This window comes from Sporolactobacillus caesalpiniae (assembly GCF_040513385.1).
In the GTDB taxonomy this organism is placed as follows: Bacteria; Bacillota; Bacilli; order Bacillales; family Sporolactobacillaceae; genus Sporolactobacillus.
On the sequence record NZ_JBEVCB010000002.1, the window covers coordinates 92771 to 114841 of the forward strand.

The 22071-nt window shown below is 44.8% G+C and carries 20 protein-coding genes; 1 reads left to right on the forward strand and 19 read right to left on the reverse strand.

What is annotated here, in order from left to right; all coding sequences use genetic code 11:
• Positions 1-22 precede the first annotated feature (22 nt).
• Genes recG through ABWW58_RS03945 form a run of 4 tightly spaced genes read right to left on the reverse strand, consistent with a single transcriptional unit; the run spans position 23 to position 4083 of the window.
• Entirely contained in the window at positions 23-2071 is a 2049-nt protein-coding gene (gene recG, locus ABWW58_RS03930) for an ATP-dependent DNA helicase RecG (protein ID WP_353867930.1), read from the reverse strand.
• Complete coding sequence (gene sdaAA, locus ABWW58_RS03935) at positions 2068-2973, reverse strand: L-serine ammonia-lyase, iron-sulfur-dependent, subunit alpha (protein ID WP_353867931.1); 906 nt, start codon at positions 2971-2973, stop codon at positions 2068-2070. The genes recG and sdaAA overlap by 4 nt, the downstream gene beginning before the upstream one ends.
• A gap of 33 nt (positions 2974-3006) precedes the next feature.
• Positions 3007-3669 carry an L-serine ammonia-lyase, iron-sulfur-dependent subunit beta gene (gene sdaAB, locus ABWW58_RS03940; protein ID WP_353867932.1) on the reverse strand — a complete coding sequence of 221 codons (663 nt, stop codon included), beginning with the start codon at positions 3667-3669 and terminating at the stop codon, positions 3007-3009.
• Positions 3670-3684: 15 nt separating this feature from the next.
• The gene (locus ABWW58_RS03945; protein WP_353867933.1) at positions 3685-4083 is read right to left on the reverse strand and encodes an Asp23/Gls24 family envelope stress response protein; all 399 of its coding nucleotides are present in this window, start codon (positions 4081-4083) and stop codon (positions 3685-3687) included.
• A gap of 255 nt (positions 4084-4338) precedes the next feature.
• Between ABWW58_RS03945 and rpmB the strand changes: the two genes are divergently transcribed.
• Entirely contained in the window at positions 4339-4527 is a 189-nt protein-coding gene (gene rpmB / locus ABWW58_RS03950) for a 50S ribosomal protein L28 (protein ID WP_353867934.1), read from the forward strand.
• Between the two features lie 134 nt (positions 4528-4661).
• Here the strand turns inward: rpmB and spoVM are convergent, their stop codons facing one another.
• The 15 genes from spoVM to ABWW58_RS04025 all read right to left on the reverse strand — a co-directional run bounded on the left by spoVM (position 4662) and on the right by ABWW58_RS04025 (position 21974).
• Positions 4662-4742: a stage V sporulation protein SpoVM gene (gene spoVM, locus ABWW58_RS03955; protein WP_010023251.1), complete on the reverse strand. Its 81-nt coding sequence runs from the start codon at positions 4740-4742 to the stop codon at positions 4662-4664.
• A 100-nt stretch (positions 4743-4842) separates the two neighbouring features.
• Positions 4843-5484 carry a thiamine diphosphokinase gene (locus ABWW58_RS03960; protein ID WP_353867935.1) on the reverse strand — a complete coding sequence of 214 codons (642 nt, stop codon included), beginning with the start codon at positions 5482-5484 and terminating at the stop codon, positions 4843-4845.
• Between the two features lie 120 nt (positions 5485-5604).
• Positions 5605-6492: a ribosome small subunit-dependent GTPase A gene (gene rsgA / locus ABWW58_RS03965; RefSeq protein WP_353867936.1), complete on the reverse strand. Its 888-nt coding sequence runs from the start codon at positions 6490-6492 to the stop codon at positions 5605-5607.
• Between the two features lie 33 nt (positions 6493-6525).
• On the reverse strand, positions 6526-8505 hold the full coding sequence (gene pknB, locus ABWW58_RS03970) for a Stk1 family PASTA domain-containing Ser/Thr kinase (protein ID WP_353867937.1): 1980 nt from the start codon (positions 8503-8505) through the stop codon (positions 6526-6528).
• Positions 8502-9251 carry a Stp1/IreP family PP2C-type Ser/Thr phosphatase gene (locus tag ABWW58_RS03975; RefSeq protein ID WP_353867938.1) on the reverse strand — a complete coding sequence of 250 codons (750 nt, stop codon included), beginning with the start codon at positions 9249-9251 and terminating at the stop codon, positions 8502-8504. The genes pknB and ABWW58_RS03975 overlap by 4 nt, the downstream gene beginning before the upstream one ends.
• Positions 9252-9280: 29 nt before the next feature.
• Complete coding sequence (rsmB, locus tag ABWW58_RS03980) at positions 9281-10630, reverse strand: 16S rRNA (cytosine(967)-C(5))-methyltransferase RsmB (RefSeq protein WP_353867939.1); 1350 nt, start codon at positions 10628-10630, stop codon at positions 9281-9283.
• A complete protein-coding gene (fmt, locus tag ABWW58_RS03985; RefSeq protein ID WP_353867940.1) occupies positions 10627-11571 on the reverse strand; it encodes a methionyl-tRNA formyltransferase in 945 nt (314 codons plus the stop codon). Before fmt ends, rsmB begins: the two co-directional genes overlap by 4 nt.
• A gap of 80 nt (positions 11572-11651) precedes the next feature.
• Positions 11652-14072 carry a primosomal protein N' gene (gene priA / locus ABWW58_RS03990; protein ID WP_353867941.1) on the reverse strand — a complete coding sequence of 807 codons (2421 nt, stop codon included), beginning with the start codon at positions 14070-14072 and terminating at the stop codon, positions 11652-11654.
• Entirely contained in the window at positions 14062-15264 is a 1203-nt protein-coding gene (gene coaBC, locus ABWW58_RS03995; protein WP_353867942.1) for a bifunctional phosphopantothenoylcysteine decarboxylase/phosphopantothenate--cysteine ligase CoaBC, read from the reverse strand. The genes priA and coaBC overlap by 11 nt, the downstream gene beginning before the upstream one ends.
• A gap of 154 nt (positions 15265-15418) precedes the next feature.
• Positions 15419-15613 carry a DNA-directed RNA polymerase subunit omega gene (gene rpoZ / locus ABWW58_RS04000; protein WP_093674848.1) on the reverse strand — a complete coding sequence of 65 codons (195 nt, stop codon included), beginning with the start codon at positions 15611-15613 and terminating at the stop codon, positions 15419-15421.
• A complete protein-coding gene (gene gmk / locus ABWW58_RS04005) occupies positions 15613-16236 on the reverse strand; it encodes a guanylate kinase (RefSeq protein WP_353867943.1) in 624 nt (207 codons plus the stop codon). The genes rpoZ and gmk overlap by 1 nt, the downstream gene beginning before the upstream one ends.
• 37 nt (positions 16237-16273) lie before the next feature.
• Positions 16274-17161 (reverse strand): YicC/YloC family endoribonuclease, encoded by an 888-nt coding sequence (locus tag ABWW58_RS04010; RefSeq protein WP_353867944.1) that lies wholly within the window; start codon positions 17159-17161, stop codon positions 16274-16276.
• An 89-nt stretch (positions 17162-17250) separates the two neighbouring features.
• Positions 17251-18975, reverse strand: coding sequence for an Rqc2 family fibronectin-binding protein (locus ABWW58_RS04015; RefSeq protein ID WP_353867945.1), 1725 nt, complete (start codon positions 18973-18975; stop codon positions 17251-17253).
• Positions 18976-19105: 130 nt separating this feature from the next.
• Positions 19106-21304, reverse strand: a complete 2199-nt coding sequence (locus ABWW58_RS04020) for a HAMP domain-containing sensor histidine kinase (protein WP_353867946.1) — start codon at positions 21302-21304, stop codon at positions 19106-19108.
• On the reverse strand, positions 21282-21974 hold the full coding sequence (locus tag ABWW58_RS04025) for a response regulator transcription factor (protein ID WP_093674842.1): 693 nt from the start codon (positions 21972-21974) through the stop codon (positions 21282-21284). The genes ABWW58_RS04020 and ABWW58_RS04025 overlap by 23 nt, the downstream gene beginning before the upstream one ends.
• Positions 21975-22071: the final 97 nt, after the last annotated feature.

Consider the following 22071-nt stretch of genomic DNA (forward strand, 5'->3'; position numbering starts at 1 on the left):
TCCATTATTACGGTTTCATTTTTCAATCCAAATGCAATGTCTGTGTAAGCCCTGATTCAATTAATGGTTTGCGCAATTGCTCGTAACGATCTTCTTGCCAAAATTGAGGAGATTGCACCAGCCTTGCCGCATCATCTCTGGCTGTTGCCAAGGTGCGATAGTCATGAACAATATCTGCCAATTTAAAAGAAGGCAGCCCGCTCTGCTTCTTTCCAAAAAAGTCACCTGGGCCACGAAGTTTAAGGTCATAAGCAGATAATTTAAATCCATCAGTGGTCTCAGTCATCATCCGCATTTTTTCTCTGCTTGTCTCCGATTTAGCGTCTGAGAGCAGGATGCAGTAAGATTGGGCGTTACCACGTCCGACACGACCGCGCAGCTGATGCAATTGAGACAGCCCGAAGCGATCCGCATCGTATATGATCATTAACGAAGCGTTTGGAACATTGACTCCAACCTCAACTACTGTAGTGGAGACCAACACTTGATCGTCCCTTTTTTTAAATGAATTCATGACCTCATCTTTTTCTTCAGGCGTCAGCTTTCCGTGCATTAGGGCGACTGTATAACCCGGAAGCGCTTGTGAAAGTTGCGCGTGAACATCAAGCGCGTTCTGGACATCGAGCTGCTCGGATTCCTCAATCAACGGGCAAATAACATATGCCTGCCTTCCTTGATCAAGTTCTTTCTTCATGAATTGAATCACACGATCCATTATATTTTCCTGAACCCAATAGGTCTTGATTTGTTTTCTTCCACCGGGAAGTTCATCAATAGTCGACACATCCATGTCCCCAAAAACCGAAAGTGCAAGCGTGCGCGGAATTGGTGTGGCGGTCATGTACATGATGTCCGGCTCCTTCCCCTTGAGCCGTAATGCTCCGCGTTGTCTAACGCCAAAGCGATGCTGCTCATCTGTCACAACAAGGCCAAGATTCTGAAACGCCACTTCCGGCTGGATTAACGCGTGCGTGCCAATAAGAATATGAATTTTGCCGTTCGACAAATTTTCAAGAAGTTCTCTTCTCTTTTTTCCACGAACACTTCCGGTCAATAGTCCAACAGAAATCGAGAATGGTTGAAATAGCTCTTGAAGATTTTCAGCATGCTGTTCGGCTAGAATTTCAGTTGGAGCCATCAAAGCTCCTTGATAGCCCGCTGAAACAGCGGCATATAAGGCAATGGCAGCCACTATGGTTTTCCCCGATCCGACATCGCCTTGAAGCAGGCGATTCATTGGTGACGATGAGGCCATATCCTTTAGAATTTCATCAATCACTCGATTTTGCGCATGTGTCATTGAAAAAGGAAGCAAGCCAATAAACTTGCGAATCCGTTCTTGATCCAAGGGAATGCAGATTCCACCAGACGATGAACGTTTCATTCGTTTATAGGCTTGCATTTTTAATTGATAGACTAGAAATTCTTCATAGACGAGCCGCCTTCTTGCCTGGTGCAGGTTCGCTTGGCCATCTGGAAAATGAATCGTTCGAATCGCTTGCTCCCGGCCAATTAATTTATAAGATGTAAGCAATTCCTTTGGTAGATTCTCTTTGATGCGATTAGGAAATTGGGTGAACGCCTGGCTAATCAGCGCTCTTAATTTTTTCACGGATACACCCGACTTCACAGGATAGACAGGAGCCCATTGAGCATTCTGATCAGGTTGGCCTATATGAAAATCAGATGAGGTCAACATCGCACGGTTCCGATCCCACTTCCCCGTTACGGTCACTGTATCCTCAAGCTTTAAGCTTCTTTTGAGATAAGGACGGTTAAATAAGATAACTGTAATAAGATATCGCCCGGACAATACGCGCACGGTCAAGCGCGATTTTTTCTTTCCATAATAATTCAATAATGGCTCACTTTGCACTTTTCCTAAAATCGTCACCTGTTCCTGATCTTGTACGTCAGTGAGATCTCTTAATTCATAGTTATCATACCGATAAGGAAAATAGGCAAATAAATCATCAACCGTCGTGATTCCTAATTGTTCGAGTTCTTCAGCTAATCTGGCCCCGACGCCTTTAAGCTCTGTAATTGGTAAAAGCGAGTAGGATTCTCTCATCGTTCTTTTATCATGGATGGCTGCTGCACATCCGAGCCGAAAATCCTCTTTTTCAGTGCACGACCGGTCTTTGTATCCGCGAGACCGCCAAGCGCGGTTTCTCTTAAAGCAGCAGGCATCATGCGTCCGACACGGTACATGGCCTCAATCACTTCATCACACGGGATAATGCTTTTAATTCCTGCGAGCGCCATATCTGCCGCAACAACTGCGCTTGAAGCACCGATTGCGTTCCTTTTCACACAAGGCGCTTCCACTAACCCTGCCACAGGATCGCAAATCAATCCAAGCATATTACCGAGCGCAATGGCCATCGCATGTGCTGATTGTTCCGGTGTTCCGCCTGCCATTTCAACCGCCGCAGCCGCAGCCATTCCTGTCGCCGAACCCACTTCTGCCTGGCAGCCGCCTGCCGCACCGGAAATCGAGGCATTATTGGCGACGACAAATCCAAAAGCACCTGCGGTAAACAAGAAAGCGACCATTTGATCCCGGCTCGGCTTCAGTTTTGATTTCAAGCCAAACAAAACCCCCGGCACGACACCGGCTGAACCGGCAGTCGGTGTGGCGCAAATGGTTCCCATCGCCGCATTTACTTCATTCGTAGCCATTGCCTTACTCACCGCATCCAGCAGTACCGAACCTGATAATGTATTTCCTTGTTCCAAGTAATTCCGCAAAAGTCGGGCATCCCCGCCGGACATGCCTGAGCGCGACTTTATGTCTTCACGAATGCCTCTCTCTACAGCCTTTTCCATAACTTCTAATTGTCCGGACATTTTATCTAAAATATCCTTCCGAATTTTCCCTGTGGTTTCCATCTCGGTTTGGATCATTACCTCAGAGATTGGAAGCTTCCGACTATTTGCGATGTCTACTAATTCCTTAATTGTCTGAAACATAAAGGCACCTCCTTTTCCGGAATAATTGCTTTTTTAAGATAAAACAGCGACATTTAAGATATTGGGAAGTCCGGAAATTTCGGCAGCAAGTCCTTCACCAATTTCTTCATCCGTTTGAATAACCATCAAGGCTAAACGCCCCTTATCCTGACGAGAAACTTCCATGTAAGAAATATTCATTTCATATTTAGCGATCAAACCCGCTACCTCAGCCACTGCGCCATATTTATCATGATGCAGCACAAGAAGCGCGGGATTGCTCCCGGACAAGGATATCGAGAAACCATTGACTTCCGTAATCTCAATTTTTCCTCCACCAATGGAGACACCGACTAATTCAAGCTCGTTGTCGCCGCTCGATAAAAAAATACGAGCGGCATTCGGCTGCTCCATCGGAGTCTCTTTGTCAATGAAGAACTCAATATCCATGCCCTTCTGCTTCGCTATTGAAAGCGAATCAGGTAGACTTGTGTTGCTTTCATCAAAATCAAGGAGACCAGCAACAATGGCGACATCCGTTCCATGTCCGCGATATGTTTCGGCGAAAGAACCATAAAGTGTTATTTTTGCACGTACTGGTGCAGTCCCTAGCAGTTTTCTAGCCATACGCCCAATTTTTGCGGCACCAGCAGTATGCGAACTCGATGGTCCAACCATAACCGGTCCGATAATATCAAAGACGCTCCGATATTTCATAATACGACACGCCCCTTATGCTTGTAGTGGTTGATCATCAGGTAACACTTCGTCATCGTTTAAACGAACGCCTTGCACGAAAATATTAATCGATGCCGCATTTAACCCGAGCATTTCATTCAAGGTTTCTTTAACCTTTGTTTGAACATTTCCCGCTACCTCTGAAATACGCGTTCCGTAGCTGACAATGATATACATGTCAATGAGCAGATTCTGATCATCGTCAAATCGTACAATGACGCCGCGGCTGAAATTATCTTTTTTCAGCAGTTCGGCAAAACCGTCTTTTAATTGATTTTTCGAAGCCATGCCAACGATCCCATAGCAGTCCATCGCCGCGCCACCGACGATTTTGGCGATAACATCAATAGATATATCGATTTGTCCATAGTTATTGCTAATTGAAACAGACATGTGTAAAACCTCCTGAATAACTTCATTTTTTGCGAGGGCACAGAAGAATTGCGGACGCGATAAACGATTATTCTCTATCCGTAAACATAATCGACTTATCGTTATTTTACACTAGCTATCCTTAATTTTAAAGCGACGCACAAAATTACGCCTGCCGATTCATTTTTCAGACGACATCTAGTTGCGTGCGGGCACCGAACGTGTTAGTATAAAACTATTGTGTTAATGAATTGCATGGTCAGGGAGGTCATCTAAATGGGACGTCGATGCTTTGTTACCGGCAAAACAACTAAGTTCGGTCAGAACCGTTCATTTGCTGAAAATAAATCGAAAAGAACGTTTAAAGCAAATCTGCAAAAAGTCCGTATCCTTGTAGACGGAAAACCAAAACGCGTTTATGTATCAGCAAAAGCGCTTAAAGCAGGTAAAGTTGAACGCGTTTAACGCATAATCAACCGATGGATTTGACTAAACGTGAACCACAAAAAACCAGCCCCTTCAGTGAAGGGGCTGGTTTTTTGTGGCACATTCAAAAAAGACACCTATAAAAGATATCTCTTTTTGACATGCGAGTTAGCTTACCCCTTCTTAAACGAACCGAGGAGGGCTCTCACAATACTGGCCAGAAATCTTGGCAATTTAATCGTATAAAATTTCATTGCACTGCTCCTCCTTGTCTCAAGCGCCGTCATCCTTTATCACGTGCTTCTAGAATATATGAGACGATGACGGAAACTATGACCAGCCATTACGGTCAAGTTAGTCACGACAGAGCATCATCAGCAAATACCCTTGGTTTAAGCTGACAGTAAACAGGTTTTCCTCAGCTTCATTGCTGATGCAAAGGCTTGATCCAAGAGGCAATACCGCGTCATGAAGCGGGTACTTCACACCAGACAGAGTCAGCCCGGTCACCTTTTCAGTCATAGCAAGAAATGAAAGATAACGGTAGGATGGATTTTTCTCTATAGGGTATGCGCCCGGAGTTAATAAAGTGATTCGATTATTCCGATCGATAATTTCAAGCTCTGCATGCTGTTCTACAGCTTTCATCAACAGCTGCACACTGGCAAGTGCATGATCCATCCGACCACCCGTTGCACCAAACAAAAGACAATGATCCGGATTCTGGCTGAGTGCCCAATCAAGCGCCAGTTCAAGATCGGTCTTATCTTTTTCCGGTGGATAGCTGCAAAGCTTCAATCCTTTTCTGTCCACCTCGTCGCGCTCTTGTTCAGAGAGCGAGTCAAAATCGCCGAATGCACGCGTCGGTATAATCTGATTTTTCAACAAGACAATGGTGCCATGATCGGCCCCAATCCATTCGTAGTTCGCATACTCCGGCGCATTTAAATCGGGCACGAGTTCTTCAGGTCCGCCGGCAACAATTGCTAAGTTCATTGAAACATCTGCTTCCTATAATGTATTCAATCAGATACACATCATCTAGTTGTGTATCTTCCATTTTAGTCAGTCCTGTCATCATTGGTATTCTGAATAGGTGAGAGATGAACAAAACGGTCAGTATTTGTTGCGCAGTCTTTCAGTTAGTTCATGAAAAAAAACTTTATAGTTCTCATAACGGGATTGATCGATTTCCCCTTCTTCGAGCGCTTGTTTCACTCTGCAATTCGGTTCGGCTAAATGTGTGCACCCGCGGAAACGACAGCTTGCGCGGTACGCGTCGAATTCAGGAAAGCAGCGTTCTAACTCAATTGGTTCAAGATCCGGAAGTTCCAGCGAACTGAAACCTGGTGTATCAGCAACGTAACCTGTCTCAGAAACAGGGATAAGTTCAACATGCCTTGTGGTGTGCTTGCCTCTTCCTAACGCATGCGAGATGGCTTGCGTTTCAATGTTCAAGGATTCATCCAGATAGTTCAACAATGTTGATTTGCCAACGCCTGATTGACCGGTCACTACACTTATTCGATTATCCATTATTCTCCTTAATTCAGTAAAACCCTCTTGGTTTAAACTGGATGTGAACAAAATGGGATAACCGATCTTTTTGTATGCTTCAAGGCGCGCGTGAATCCACTCCATTTCATCCTCTGCGATCAAGTCCCATTTTGTAAAACAGATAACCGGACTAATAGAGTGTGCCTCCATATAGACGAGAAAACGATCAAGAAGCTGACAATCAAGAGCCGGCTCGACAACGGAAAAAACAAGGATCGCTTGATCAATATTGGCAATCGGCGGGCGATTCAGCACATTCTTTCGTTCTTTAATCGATAGAATATAACCATCCGTCGGATTTTTTGCTTCGTAGACAACATGATCCCCGACAAGCGGACTTACTCCTTGTTTGCGAAATAACCCTCTCGCCCGGCATTGGACCTGCTCGTCACCACTTTTTACATAATAGAATCCGCTTAGTGCTTTAATGATTGTTCCTTCCGTCATATCTAAACTCCTTCATGCAGACGACATTCCGCTTTAATCCGGATAATCGACCGTTCCTGTTTTTCGTTCGGTCCCATCAATTAATACCTGATAAGATCCCTTCTCATTCGGGTTAATGGTGAATGGAATTGTATAGGTTTTCGTCTCGGTTATTTCTTCATCAATGAATACCGCGTTATCATGATTGGCGTCTGTATAATAAATCTGCACGTGAATCGGTTCACTGCCTAAACTTGATGTAGACGATTGACTGCTGTCACCTGGATAAACCACCTTGATCGGCTGATCGATTTCCTTAGGCTTCGGCTGGCTTCCCTTAGATAATGTGACGATAACTGTTGAACCCTTATCTACTTGGCTTCCAGCTTCAGGGTCTTGATCAAGCACATTCCCTTTTTCCACATCATCAGAGTAATCACCAATTGAGAAGTCTGCCTTCAAGCCTTGCGCTTCAAGTAATTTGTTTACTTCACTTTTTGTTTTCTCTTTTAAATTTGGAACAGTCGCCTGTGGATTGCCCGCGCTATAGGTAAGCTCCAAAATAGTTTTCGCGGGAACAATCTTTACTCCTGCTTTAGGATTTTGGCGTATAATCTGGTCTTCGGGAATCGTTGACGACTCTTCTTCATGCCAGACAACATCCTTGTACCCCGCATCCTTGATTGCACCGGCAACTGTATCTCGGCTATAGCCGACATAATTATCCAGTGCAACTTTCTTAGAACCTTTGCTGACGACAAGTGAAATCTCTGCATGTTCCTTCACCTCAGCACCCGCCTCAGGATTTTGGCTAATCACTTTTCCCTTGGCTACAGAATTGTTCACACGATCAGTGCGAACTACTTTCAAATTCTTATCGGACAGCGTCTGTTTGGCTGCTTGATACGTCTGACCGGTCACATCGGGAACTTGGACATTTGACACATAGAACAATTTTGGAAGTAAGGTCACCCCGAGTACTATCCCCGCAGTAATTAAAAGGAGGAGTACGCCGGAGATGGTCAACCATTTCTTCGCTTTGGACTTCTTTCCCTTTTTACTTTTTTCAGGTGGTGCAGTCACTGCTTTTTCGACGGCTTCTTGCTGATTTAATCCCGATTGATTTTTGATTGGCTCCATCTTAATCGTCTTTTCCAAATCATCGCTTTCTTCATCCGGAACAGGTTCAGCAAAGATCAAGCGTTGTTCATTCGCGCGTTCAGGATCAAGCGCGGTCAGCAAATCATGATACATATCGGTCACACTGTTATAGCGATCAGATGGATTTTTAGCCAACGCCCGAATTAAAACATTTTCTACAGATTGAGGTATATCTTCTCGGAAATCACGCGGATAGGGAATCGGAGAACTGAGATGTTTCAATGCGACAGATACAGGAGACGTCCCTGGGAAAGGCAATTTGCCAGTCAATAATTCAAACATGACAATACCAATTGCATAAATATCAGATTTAACCGTCGCTTTTCCGCCCCTTGCCTGTTCCGGAGACAGGTAGTGTGCCGATCCCATAATCGAATGGGTATAAGTAATTGTCGCCCCGCTCACAGCAAGCGCAATACCGAAATCTGTCACTTTGACACGTTCGGATTCATTGATCAATATATTTTGCGGTTTTATATCTCGATGGACAATGCCATGCTCATGCGCATGCGTGATTGCGAGTAAAATCTGTTTCATAATAAAAATTGATTCATTAATTGCTATTGGCGAATAATCCTTAATAAACTCCTTGAGAGTCATACCTTCCACATATTCCATTACAATATAATAGCAGTCTTCCTCGCCAATATCGTAAATGGCAACAATATTCGGATGAGACAGGCTCGCTACAGATTCTGCCTCCCGATGAAATCGGCGGACAAATTCTTCATCGCCCGACAATTCCGGACGAAGTGTCTTTACCGCAACCATTCGATCCAGAATCAGATCCTTCGCTTTATAGACAATTGCCATTCCGCCCTCACCAAGGCGGGATAAAATTTGATATCTTCCACCAACTCGTTTACCAATCATTCCTTATCACCATCACCATCATTGGAAATAATGACCACTGATATGTTATCCTCGCCACCAGAGTGGTTTGCTTCCTTAATCATCATGTCCGTTTTCTCGCGCAAACTCTTTGCGTCTTCCATAATTTCACTCAATTTCTCATCTGATAACTTGTTCGTCAATCCATCGGAGCAAATAAGTATATGTGAGCCGTTCGTCCATTCAAAAGTTGATGTATCCAGCGCTATTGTTGGTTCCGTTCCTAAAGAACGCATCAATATATGTCTCTTGGGATGATCCACGGCTTGTTCCATTGTGATTTGTCCTGACTTAAGCAGTTCATTGACAAATGTATGGTCCTCAGTAATTTGTTTGACAAGATGCCCCTTATTCCATATGTATATCCTGCTGTCGCCAACAGAAGTAATTGTGATGAATTCATTTGTACAAAGAGCGCCCGCAAAAGTTGTACCCATTCCCCGACATTCCGCGTGGGCTTCCGCATATTCATATAAATGCAGATTGACACCACGGATCAAATGATTGAGCCAGAGTTCTGCCTCATCCTGTGTAAAAAGTCCGGAATGCCCTGAAAATTTTTCTGCTGATAGGTCCACAGCCATCTTGCTGGCAATCTCTCCCGCGGCATGTCCCCCCATCCCGTCGGCAACGAGTCCAAATACACACTTGTTTCCAAAAAATACGCCAACACAGTCTTCATTCTGTTCTCTAACTTTTCCGGAATCTGTACAAAATGCGGTCTTCACGCTTTTCACTCCTTTAAAAGAATCCGTTCTCAGATCCGTTCAAGACAACAAATGAAAAAGCCGTCTGTGTGAATCATATAGGGCAAAATTTGAACCATGCCGGTTGAACCTGCTGATTGAAATTCATCCCGTAGGTACGGTATTCGCTCTATGAAGGAAGGGTCTACTCGGTAATCCGGATGATTTGAGAGAAAATCAGCAATTTGCTTCTCATTTTCATCCTTATTAATCGTGCACGTGCTATATACAAGGCGTCCGCCCGGTTTCACGAGTGGAGCCATCTCGTCTAAAATCTTTTTCTGTATCGGAAATAGGCCTCTAATTTCTTCAGCAGATTTACTCCATTTTATTTCAGGTTTCCTCCGAATCACGCCTAAACCGGAACAAGGAACATCGAGTAATACCCGATCAAAGGAAGCATCACCGAAAGTCTCTTGAGCCGATCTCGCATCCATCGCTTGTGTTGATATATTGGTCAAGCCAAGGCGTTCTGCTGCATGATCGATTAACTGCGTCTTGTGCGGATGCAAATCAAGCGCAATAATCTTGCCCTTGTTCCCCATTCGTTCAGCAAGGTGCGTCGTTTTTCCTCCGGGCCCGGCACATGCATCCAGCACAAGCATGGTTTCATCAGGATTTACGACATCAGCGACAAGCATGGAACTTTCATCCTGTACTGTAAAAAATCCGTCTTTAAATGCTTGAGTATTAACAGGGTTCCCGCTCTCAACAATCAAACTATCTTGAGACAGGCTTCCAGATACCGTCTGAATTTCCTCCATCGCGAGCCGTTCGGACAGTTCCTGCTTTGTACCCTTGAGTCGGTTTACACGGATCGACACTTTTGGCGGCAGATTATCTGCTTCTGCAATTTTCACTGCAGTTGCTCGATCCCACTGTTTTTCCCATAGCTTTAGCAGCCATTGCGGATGACTGTATTGAATGGAAAGGCGCTTTAATTCCGGTTCAATTTTTGATACATCAGGCAGTCCATCACGCAGAAACCTGCGGAGTACACCATTTACAAAACCGGATATACCGCGATGGCCGCGTTTTTTTGCAATCGTAACCGCTTCATTCACAATTGCATGGTCAGGAATTCGGTCAAGAAACACATTCTGATAAATAGACAACAGAAGGAGCATCTCAACCCAATCATCCATCTTTCTTTTCTTATCAACAAATGAAGACAAGTAAAAATCTAAAATTGATTTTCGCTGCAGAACCCCATAGACGAGGTTGGTTACCAAGCCTTTATCTTTATCCGACAAACTTTTCGCATTTAATGCTTCATTAATGGCGATCTGACTGTATGCGTGATGTTTCGTTATGGAGAGGAGAAGATCAAGGGCCGTCTCACGCGCCATTGGCCTGCTCATGACACGCCTCCAAGAATAATGCCCAGTTCCAGCGCTTTTCCACGTAAAAAATCAGCTGCATGCATTCGTTTTTTTCCTGAAGGCTGACATTCCATAACCTTAATTGCCTGGCCATAACCTGTCGCAACAAGAAATCCGTCAGTGTCGTTGTCAAAAACGGTACCCGGTTTTTCTTTAGTCGTTACCTTTGTTAACTCAGCTGCGTAAATTTTAAAAATTGAACCGTTCAACCGGGTATACGCTCCTGGAAAAGGATTCAATCCACGGATCAGATTACGTACATCAACCGCAGTTTTCTCCCATTTAATTTCTTCATCTTCATGTTGGATACTTGGGGCGAACGTGACTTCTTTTTCATTCTGAGGTGTCGGTTTCAAAGAACCTGCCGCAAGTTTCGGCAAGGTTTCCATGAGCAGCCTGCTGCCAGCAGCGCTAAGTTTATCATGTAGTGTTCCAAACGTATCTTGATGCTCAATCGGCACACGAACTTGGCTCAATAGATCTCCCGCATCCATTTGTTTCACCATATACATGATTGTGACACCGGTCTCTTTCTTCCCGTCAATAATTGACTGTTGAATCGGAGCGGCGCCGCGATAGGACGGTAATAATGATGCGTGAACGTTCACACATCCGAGCGGCGGCTCTTTGAGCAAGGACTCAGGCAGAAACTGTCCATAAGCGGCCGTGATCAATAGATCAGCACCATATGATAAAATTTCTTGAACCGCTTCCGCTTTGCGTACCCTCTCCGGTTGCAGCACCGGAACAGAATACTTTTCAGCAAGTACTTTAACCGGTGGCGGCGTTAATTTATGTTTTCTGCCCTTGGGACGGTCGGGCTGTGTGATCGCGCAGACCACATCATAATTTGGATCCTCCAGCAACCGCTGGAGGATCGGCACTGCAAAATCCGGTGTTCCCATAAATGCTATTTTCATTCAATCATCCTCTTTAATAATTAAAAGTTCTCGGTTGGTACCTGTTTGGAAACAAACGAAGCACTGTTTCGCAAGCTCAATTACATAAGTGCGACAGGATTTAGATCAATGGATACCTGAAGACTGTCTTTCCCGGTCTCTTGAAAATGCTGCAGAATTTGATGCAACACGGGAACGAGCGCAGGTTCTCTTTTGTATTTTACCATGCACTGGTAGCGATATCTATCTTTTATCTTGGATACGGACGGAACGACAGGGCCGTAGATCTGAGTCGAATCCGACAAGTTATTCTTTAGAATTGCTGCGATGCGATCCGCCGCCACTGCAACTTTTGCCGGCTCCGGGTGAGTCAGGCTGATTAATACCAGATAGAAAAACGGGGGATATCCCCAGCGATGCCGTATCGTCATTTCTTCTCGGTAGAAGCTTTCATAATCATGCCGGGCTGCATCAATGACCGCATAGTGATCAGGTGTATAGCTTTGAATCACGACCTCTCCAGGCAATGAATGTCTGCCCGCGCGTCCGGATACCTGAGTAATCAATTGAAAGGTCTTCTCCGATGCTCGAAAGTCAGAGAGGTGGAGCAGTGAGTCCGCTGCAAGTACACCGACAAGTGTTACCTTTGGAAAATCAAGACCTTTTGCGATCATTTGTGTACCAAGTAAAATATCTGCTTTTTCTTCGCCGAATTGACGCAGCAGTTTTTCATGGCTGCCTTTTTTTCTCGTCGTGTCCACATCCATTCGAATCACGCGCGCTTCAGGCAGCAAGCGATTAAGCTCCGCCTCGACTTTCTGTGTTCCTGTCCCAAAAAAGCGCATCGCATCGCTGTCGCATGTCGGACAAGTTGCCGGCACATTTTGTTCATACCCGCAATAGTGGCATCTCAGTGAATGCTGCGTACGATGGTAGGTTAACGAAATATCACAATGGGGGCATTTCACCACTGTCCCGCATGATCGGCACATCACAAAGGTCGAGTATCCGCGCCTGTTTAGAAACAGCACCGTTTGCTCGTTCTTTTGAAGACGATCCTTCACTTTTTCAAGGAGTTCCTTAGAGAAAACCGAATGATTCCCTTGACGCATTTCCTCGCGAAGGTCAACAATGTGAACACTGGGAAGCGGACGATGATTCACCCGTTCCTTCAAAGATAATAACGTGTAAACCTGTTTGCGCGCGCGGGCGAAAGATTCAAGTGACGGCGTCGCGCTTCCAAGAACGACCGGACAATGATGTTTCTCCGCTCGATGGATGGCCACATCACGCGCATGATACCTTGGCATATCCTCTTGCTTGTAGCTGGACTCATGCTCCTCATCAATAATAATTAAGCCGAGCTTCTTGAAGGGGGCGAAAATTGCGGATCGAGCACCAACGACTACCTGTACTTTTTCTTCGCGAATTTTACGCCATTCATCATATTTTTCGCCGCGGCTAAGTCCACTGTGCATCACCGCCACCTGATCGCCAAAGCGGCCTTTAAATCGAAGAACCATCTGCGGTGTTAATGAAATTTCCGGAACGAGTACGATTGCTTGCCGCTTATGTTCAAGAACACGCTGAATCGACTGCAAATAGATCTCCGTTTTTCCGCTTCCCGTAACCCCATGGCACAAAAAAACACGATGTTCATTTTCGTTCATCGATTGCAAAATAGGCGCAAGCGCTTTTGCTTGTTCATCAGTTAAATTGAGCGGCTTCGTTTGCTCCACAGGATGTTTGTATGGATCACGAAATTGTTCCATTTGATCTAAATGCAGCAGCCCTTTATCCACGAGTTTTGTGATTGCATCTCGACTCAAGCCATCTTTCACCAATGCATGTATTGGTGAATGGAATGATGACAGATCAGATTGCTTAATAAAAAATTGCAACGCTTCCTTCTGACGTTTCGCCCGATCGTCAAGTTTTGCGAGCTCAAGCCTCAACTGCTCTTTCGTTGCGCAAACCGAAATGGCGGACACTTTCTTCACAGTCGCTTGATTACGAACGAGCTGGTGAATGGACAGATAGCCTTGACGAATTGCCCGATTAATTCTTTTCAACAATTCCGGATGACTTTTCACGATCTCCGACCAGATCGGTTGTTTTGTCGTTTCAAAAAAAGACGCCAAATCTGCGTCCTCTATTTTCAGCTGTTCCGGCTGTTCAATTTTAATTATTTTTTTATACTCAGCCTTCATCGCGGCCGGAAGCATCGCTTGAAAAGCAGTTACGGTTGGACAAAGTATCGAGTCGGCCAGCCAGCGTCCCAAGTCTATCAGTTCTTGTGTTAAGACAGGTGCATGATCTTCTACAGAGTCGATAGCTTTTAACTTTTTAAACGTTGAGACTTCTTTCAATTCAGTGACAAATCCAAGACGTCGAGTACGTCCAAAAGGCACAGTCACGCGCATGCCCGGCGCGACAACCCCTTCTAAAGATTCCGGAATTCGATAATCGAACGGTTTGTTTACCGGATTCGCCGGAATATCTATATAAACTTCAGCGATCACTAGGCTCACTCATTTCAAACAGATCTGCAAGCGCGTCACAGATTCTAACCGCGACTTGGCGTTTCGGCATTTTCTCAAATGTTTGTTCCTTGCCATCCGCAAAAAAGAAGGTCACTTTGTTCGTATCCTCACCAAAACTATCTGATGCATGGTTGGCTACTAGTAAATCCAAATGTTTCGTTACAAGTTTTTTTCTCGCATTTTCATCAAGATGGTCAGTCTCCGCCGCAAAACCGATAAGCACTTGTTCTTTCTTCCGAACGCCAAGCTCTTTTAAAATATCCGGATTGCGTACCATCGTGACAGTCATTGCACCATCCGATTTTTTGATTTTCCGCATACTGACATGCTCGGGACGATAATCCGCAACTGCCGCCGCTTTTATTACCGCGTCAGCCTCCGGGTATCTGTTTACCACTTCATCATACATTTCACGGGCAGTGGTTACACGGACTGTTGTCACCCCTGAAAGATCAGCCAACGCAGCTCCTGTCACAAGTGTGACTTCGGCACCTGCGCGATGCGCAGCTTCGGCAATCGCATAACCCATTTTGCCGCTCGAGTGATTACTGAAAAAACGGATTGGATCGAGCGCTTCTTTTGTTGGACCCGCAGTAACAATTATTTTTTTCCCTTCCAAGGGCTTTTGAGTAAAAAAGTCACTTACCTCACGAGCGATGTCTTCAGGCTCTGTCATTCTTCCGGCACCCGTCCATCCGCAGGCGAGATGACCTTTTGCAGGACCTATTATGTGGTAACCGTAACGCTCAAGTATGTGCAAGTTATTCTGAACTGCCGGATGCCCGTACATATTGACATTCATCGCAGGAGCGACCCACACCGGCGCTTTGGTAGCGAGTGCCGTGGTTGTGAGCATATTATCAGCAATCCCCGCCGCCATCTTCGCGATTGTGTTGGCTGTAGCCGGTGCAACGATGAACAGATCTGCCTCATCTGCCAAATCAATATGAGCGATCTGTCCTTCCTTTTCATTCAAAATGACGTCATCATAAACCTGATGTCTTGTGAGTGCCTGAAAAGTGACCGGACCGACAAACTGCTTTGCCGATTCAGTCATTAATACATGAACATCTGCACCCTCTTTAACAAGACGGCTGACCAGCTCGGCTGCTTTGTATGCCGCGATTCCGCCGGTAATACCGAGTAAAATTTTTTTGCCCTGAAGCTCCATATCATCACTTCCTTATCCTAAAGAACGAGTTCAAGAAGTCTCGCAATTCTAATACCGTTTAGCCTGCTAAACGATACGTTATATTGTGCTCACTACCTATGTAAAAGGCAACAACCTATATTAAGGTTGTTGCCTTGCCGCGCATGCGCGCGCATTAATGTTTATAATTAAGCAGTCCGGCATTGATTTCTTCTAATGCCTGACCTACTTCTTTAACCGAACGAGGATGCTCAACCATTAGATGCGCGGAGCCATCCTGCAGCAGACGTGCGCGTTTCGCGGAAAGCGTTACTAGCGTATACGTAGAATTAACTTTCTCAAGCAAGTTATCAATAGACGGGTAAATCATCATTTTCCGTCAATCCCTTCACTATTTATATATTTTTCAATCAGCCGGTCAACTCTGCAATGTTCGGCGAGCACAATTGCTTCAATCCGATCACAGGCTTTCTCAACTTGATCGTTTTCAACCACATAATTATAATTCTGCATTAATTCCATTTCTGATTTTGCCACCGTCATGCGGCTTTCAATCAGTTCGGCCGTTTCTGTTCCGCGACCGACAATTCGATTTTTCAGCTCTGTCAAATTCGGCGGTGCAAGAAAAATAAACAGTGCTTCCGGGAACCTCTGTTTCACTTGAAGAGCACCTTGTACTTCAATTTCCAAGATCACGTCTTTGCCTGATTCAATGGTCTCCCGAACATAGTCAACAGGCGTACCGTAACAGTTGCCGACATATTCCGCCCATTCAAGCAATTTATCTTGTTCGATCATCTGCTGAAATTGATCGCGCGTCTTGAAGAAATAGTGAACGCCGTCGATTTCGCCTTCTCTCGGCTTTCGCGTTGTTGCCGAAATCGAATAGTTCAATTGCGTGCCGCGCTTGCGAAGCGCCTTACACACGGTCCCTTTGCCGACCCCGGAAGGTCCGGAAAGAACCACCAGCAGCCCTTTTTCTTTAAAGCCCATCACTTTGCCCCCAACTGGTACACATCGATCAGTCCATTTATTCTACATTTTGCACTTGTTCGCGCAATTTTTCAATCTCATTCTTTAACGATACGACAAAACGGCTTACTTCAGCATGATTGCCCTTCGAGCCGATCGTATTCACTTCACGATTCATTTCTTGAATGAGAAAATCTAACTGTCGTCCCACCGGAACATCGACATCTTCGCTTAATAAACCAACGCATTGATTCAAGTGGCTTTTCATCCGAGTCAGTTCTTCATCAACTGCTGTCTTATTTACAAACACAGCAATCTCAGTCATTAAACGATCTTCGTCAATCGATTGATAGCGATTGAGAAAATCGGAGACGGATGTGCGCAGCTTCTTTTCATATTGATCACGAACCGTAGGTAAAAACACCTCAAGACCATCGACCGCTCGTCGAATACTTTCAACTTTCTCCGAAAGATCCGTTCGAAGCGCTTCGCCTTCTTTTTCGCGCATGGAAATCAATTGCTCGCAGGCACGGCGCACTGTTTCAAGCACGAATGGCTCAACTGTTTTCGCAGAAAGGTTGTCCGCATCACGGAGCGTGAAGACGCCCGGAAGCTGAAGAATGACATTCACGTCTGTCTTCTCGGTTCCGCTCCGTTTCTGAATTTCCTTAGCGACACTCATATACTGGTCAATAATCGACCAGTTCGTCTCAACCTTAGGAGCAATCGCCTCGCTGCCTTCAACGGATAAGTACAAGGTAAGCGATCCTCTTTTTACAAAAGAATGGATCACTTTTCGTATCCGGTCCTCAAGATAGATTAATGGTTTCGGTCCATTGAACGAAAAATCGAAGAAGCGGTGATTGACTGATTTCAACTCAACACGAACATGTGCGTCTCCAGCACTTTTCTCACTCAATCCAAAACCGGTCATACTCTTAATCATCCGATCACTTCCACCTTACCATTTTATACAATTTTGCGGAGATGAAGCAAGTGCCCGCGAAAATTAAATCATTGATCAACAGCATAAATCTATCTTGTCTCTGATTTTGGTTGTTCCCGTGACTTGAGTACTTGCGACTCATCCGGCGTCACATAGAGCGTCTTCTGATCGGTATAAATCACAAAACCAGGCTTGGCACCACTAGGTTTTTTCACATACCTCACTTTGGTGTAGTCGACAGGAACTCCGCTTCCCATTCGCGATTTGCTGTAAAAAGCCGCAAGATTTGCCGCTTCCATTAAAATCTTTTCGCTCGGATCTTGGGAGCGAATGACCACATGAGACCCTGGAATGTTCTTTGTATGCAGCCAAATCTCATCGCGCGCAGCCTCTTTCGTAGTCAAATAATCATTTTGTTTATTGTTTTTCCCGACGAGAATGAGGGTTCCGTCTGAGGCGTAGTATTTGTCGATCACAGTTTTATTCTTCTTTTTTGCCTTGTTCGACCGTTTTTTTCTTAAATAACCGCCCTCAACAAGCTCCTCGCGAATTTCTTCAATATCTTTCAGTGAAGCGGATTCGACTTGTTGCGTTAAGCCCTCAAAATAAGCGACCTCATTTTTCGTTTGCACCACTTGTTCCGCCACAACCCGTTTTGCCGTCTTCGCTTTCGTGTATTTTTTAAAGTATGCCTGCGCATTCTCAGAAGGTGTCCGGTTCGGATTAAGACTTATTGTCACTTGCTTCTGATCCGGATCATAATAATTAACCACATCCACATGCTGATCGCCACGTTTGAATGCGTGCATACTCGCCGTTAACAATTCGCCGTACAAACGGTATTTGTCTGCGTCTTCCGCGTCCTGAAGCGTTTTCGCAAGCTTCTTTAGTTTCATTTTGTTTTTCTTTAATTCAAGACTGATAAAATGGCTGAGATCTCCGGCTTTCTGCCGTACCGCATCGGTTTGTGATTTAACCGCGTAGAACCGATCAAGCATCTGATGGACATTGGCAAATGTCTCTGTTTTCCCTGATTCATGTGTGAGACGCAAGACGTGAAAATCGTCCTTACCTTTTTCGTTAAAAATGATCATCGGCTGATAATCATGACTGCGAATTTCAGACTGAATCTCGCAAAAAGCAGCCGCAATCGCATTTTGGTGCGGAAGTCCTGCTCGGTGGACAATCTCAGCGCCAATTTGAGGGGAAAAGCCGCTGACAATACCAACAATCTGCCGATCAATCTTCCCTGCGTTCCATTCAATCCGGCTCGTTAAATCCTGGACAGTCATTTCAAGCGGATTAAGCTTCCCCTGATCCGGAGGCGAAACATAGGTTTCACCAGGCAGTACCGTACGGAAACGATTGACGGCCGGTGTCAAGTGCTTCATGCAGTCAATAATCCGACCACTTTCTTTATCTGTCAAAATTACATTGCTGTGCCGACCCATGAGTTCAATAATCAGTTGTTTTTCATTTACATCGCCAAGCTCATTACGCGAACGGAGGTCAAGATGCACAATGCGTTCAAAACCTACTTGCTCGATCCGCTCAATCACGCTTCCTTCAAGATGCTTGCGCAGAAGCATGCAGAACATCGGCGGCTCTTGCGGATTTCCCTCCGACTGTTCCGTCAAATGCATGCGCGCAAACGCCGCATTTATAGAAATCAGCAATTTCCCGCGTGCGCCGCGTGCGCGCAGGTGAAAAATAAGATCCGTCGGTGTTGGCTGATATATTTTTGCAACTCGGCCGCCGACAAAATCTTGAAGACTTTGAACGGCAGCATGGGTGACAATACCATCGTAAGACATGGCACATTCCTCATTTCCAAAAAAAGCGGGCATGATCTGCTCGCTTTTTACTTCCAATTAAATACCGGATTCTATTGTCTCACTGGCCACATGCTCGCGTCAAGGAGAAGCCGATTCCTTTCGTGATTGACTACGCAATGGGAAGTTTGATCACAACTTTAAATAGATCACCGTCCAGATCGATTTCAAATACGCCGTCGTGAAGATCGATAATCGACTTCGCAATCGCTAATCCAAGCCCTGAGCCTTCCGTATGGCGTGACGCATCGCCGCGCTTAAAGCGTTCGAATAGTTCATCGACATTGTCTCCGAGCTCATATTTGGTGATATTCTTGAACGTCGCCATTGCCTCGCCATTTTTTACCTCAAGCGTGATGTACACACGTGTCCCTTCTAATGAATACTTAATAATATTTCCAATCATATTATCAAAAACGCGCCATAGTTTCTGACCGTCGACAATAACCGGTATCTCTTCATTCGGCGTCTTAATACGAAAACTAAGCTTTGATTGTTGAATCGCTTCATCATATTCAGCGAGTGCCTGAGTCAGCAATTCAGTCAAATTAACCTTTGTTTTGTGTAATTCAATTGCTCCGCTTGCCATTTTCGAAGCGTCAAATAAATCATCAATCAGCCGCTTTAAACGCTTCGCTTTTCGATCAATGATGGCCAAGTAGTCCTGCCGTTCTTCATCGCTCACATCCGACTTTCTTAGCAAATCGTTATAGGTAATAATTGACGTCAGCGGCGTGCGCAGATCGTGACTTACATTGGTAATAAGCTCCGTCTTTAGTCGTTCACTTTTCACTTGCGCGTTTCGCGATGATTTTACGCCATGCTTCAATGTATTCAAGGATTGAGACAATCGGCTTATACTGCCCCTTCCTTGCACGGGCAGATCCGGCTCTTCCTCTCCGGCCGCCAAGGCGCTCGCTTGATTAAAGACACGATTAAACTGTGTAGCACGTTTCAATGCCAACCAAAGCAGAGGCAGTGCAGTAAAAATCAAAAATAAGAATGCTGCGACAACGCTGCCACTCATAGAAAAAAGTGGAGCTGACATACCAAGGAAAAAAATGGTCGCAACGACAAACAAAACTTTCAGACCGATAAAGGGTGCAATGAAAAAGGCATGAACAATCTCTTTTGACTGCGAGACGATGCTCCCCTTTTGACACGCCAATCGTTTCTCAGAATCGCGCAGCATTTCAACTAGCCATTGAATTTGGAAAAGAACGGTTGTTACCGCACCAAGAATACCAAAATTGTAACAAGTAAAATTGATTAAGTTTCCGAGGCTTCCGAAAACGGGGTAAACATAGCTTGTCGAGCTGACACCGACACTGATAAGAACAGTCAAAAAGATAAACAGTTCAACTGCAAGAACCATCAAACGCAACTCAATCGGAATACGTCGATAAAACTGACTTATTTTTTGAAAACCAACAAGAGAAAATACCCTGTGTTTCCAAAGAAGGAACAACGCATAACCAATCATGGCAATCCCCAAAATAAGCAGAACAAAGCCAAATTGTTTGCTTTGAACGTAAGCACGATAGTTAGAGTAATTATTCAATTGATCCATCGGGGCATCCCGATTAATATAAATTTTTCCGGAGTATTGAGCACCCCAAAGCGTTAAGATTCGATTAATGCGTTTATCTCCAATGCTCAAGTAATCATCGGGCGAAAAATTTTCAAAACTTTTTTCAAAACGTTTTTCCGGCTGCTTTTCTTTTCCCTGAACATCCGTCACATTTGTAAAAACTTCGCCGGTTTTCTTATTCACAAAGCGATACTTAAAGACTTTTGCTAGCTGATTAAAACTCCCTTGTTCATTTGAAAGTGAGGTATTCTGAAACTTTTTCATCAGTGCTACACGTTCTTCGCGGATCTGTCTGGCCACATGGGCATCACTCTTAAAGTTTTTCTCGATCGCACTGATCTTCTTGTCTCGCTCTTTTTTATAATAGGATGCGGACTTTTTATCTTCTGCTTTCTCCGCTTTTGCGATCACATCTGAGAACTGACTGTGGACGTTCGATAATTGCTTAGGCAGATCGCCATAACGATAACGAAACTCGTGTATATCATCCTTGGTGATGGGGAGCTGACGGACCTGGCTTGATGATGGATGACTGAGTTTCGCCGCCGCTAATTCATACTTAAATTGATAATAAGTACTTTTAAAACCACTAGAATTCTCAAAAGCGCCAAACATCATTGGCCTGTAGACTGTGATTACAAGCAGAATCAGTGAGAGACCGAGTATCATCAGCCAAGTGAATAGATACCCTGTTCTTTTATTTTTCAATTTTGTAGCCAATGCCCCACACCACCTTCAAGTATCTTGGATTTTTCGGATCAATTTCGATTTTTTCTCTGATTTTACGAATATGTACGGCGACCGTATTCTCTGCGTTATAGCTTGGTTCTTCCCAGACACGTTCATAGATTTCATGAATAGAGAAAACACGACCGGCGTTGCGCATCAATAAATCGACAATTCTGTATTCAATTGGCGTCAGGCGAACAGGTTCGCCGTTCACAGAAACGCGTTTCTCCGCCTGTTCGAGAACAAGCCCGTTCAGATCAATCACTTCGTTTTTCTTCTCATACGTGCCAAGGGTTACATACCTTCGCAGCTGTGACTTCACACGTGCCACGAGTTCGAGCGGATTGAATGGTTTGGTCACATAATCATCTGCACCAACTTGCAAGCCGAGGATTTTATCCATATCCTCGGTCTTGGCACTGATCATGATAATCGGGATATTTTTCTGTTCACGAATTTTGAACGTTGTCTGAATTCCATCCATGCGCGGCATCATTATATCGAGCAAAATGAGATGTACCGTGTGACAGCGCAGCACCTCAATCGCCTCCAGCCCGTCCTCCGCTTTCAGCACATGAATGCCTTCATTTTTTAAGTAGATGCCTATGACATCACGAATTTCTTTATCATCGTCAACAACCAATACGTTATACTCTTCCATCGTTTACTCTCCCCGCACATCAGCTTACTTTACTTATTGTAAAGGGCGCTTCTTATAAAATACAATTGGAAAAAATGAAGGATTTCTTAAGAAGGCC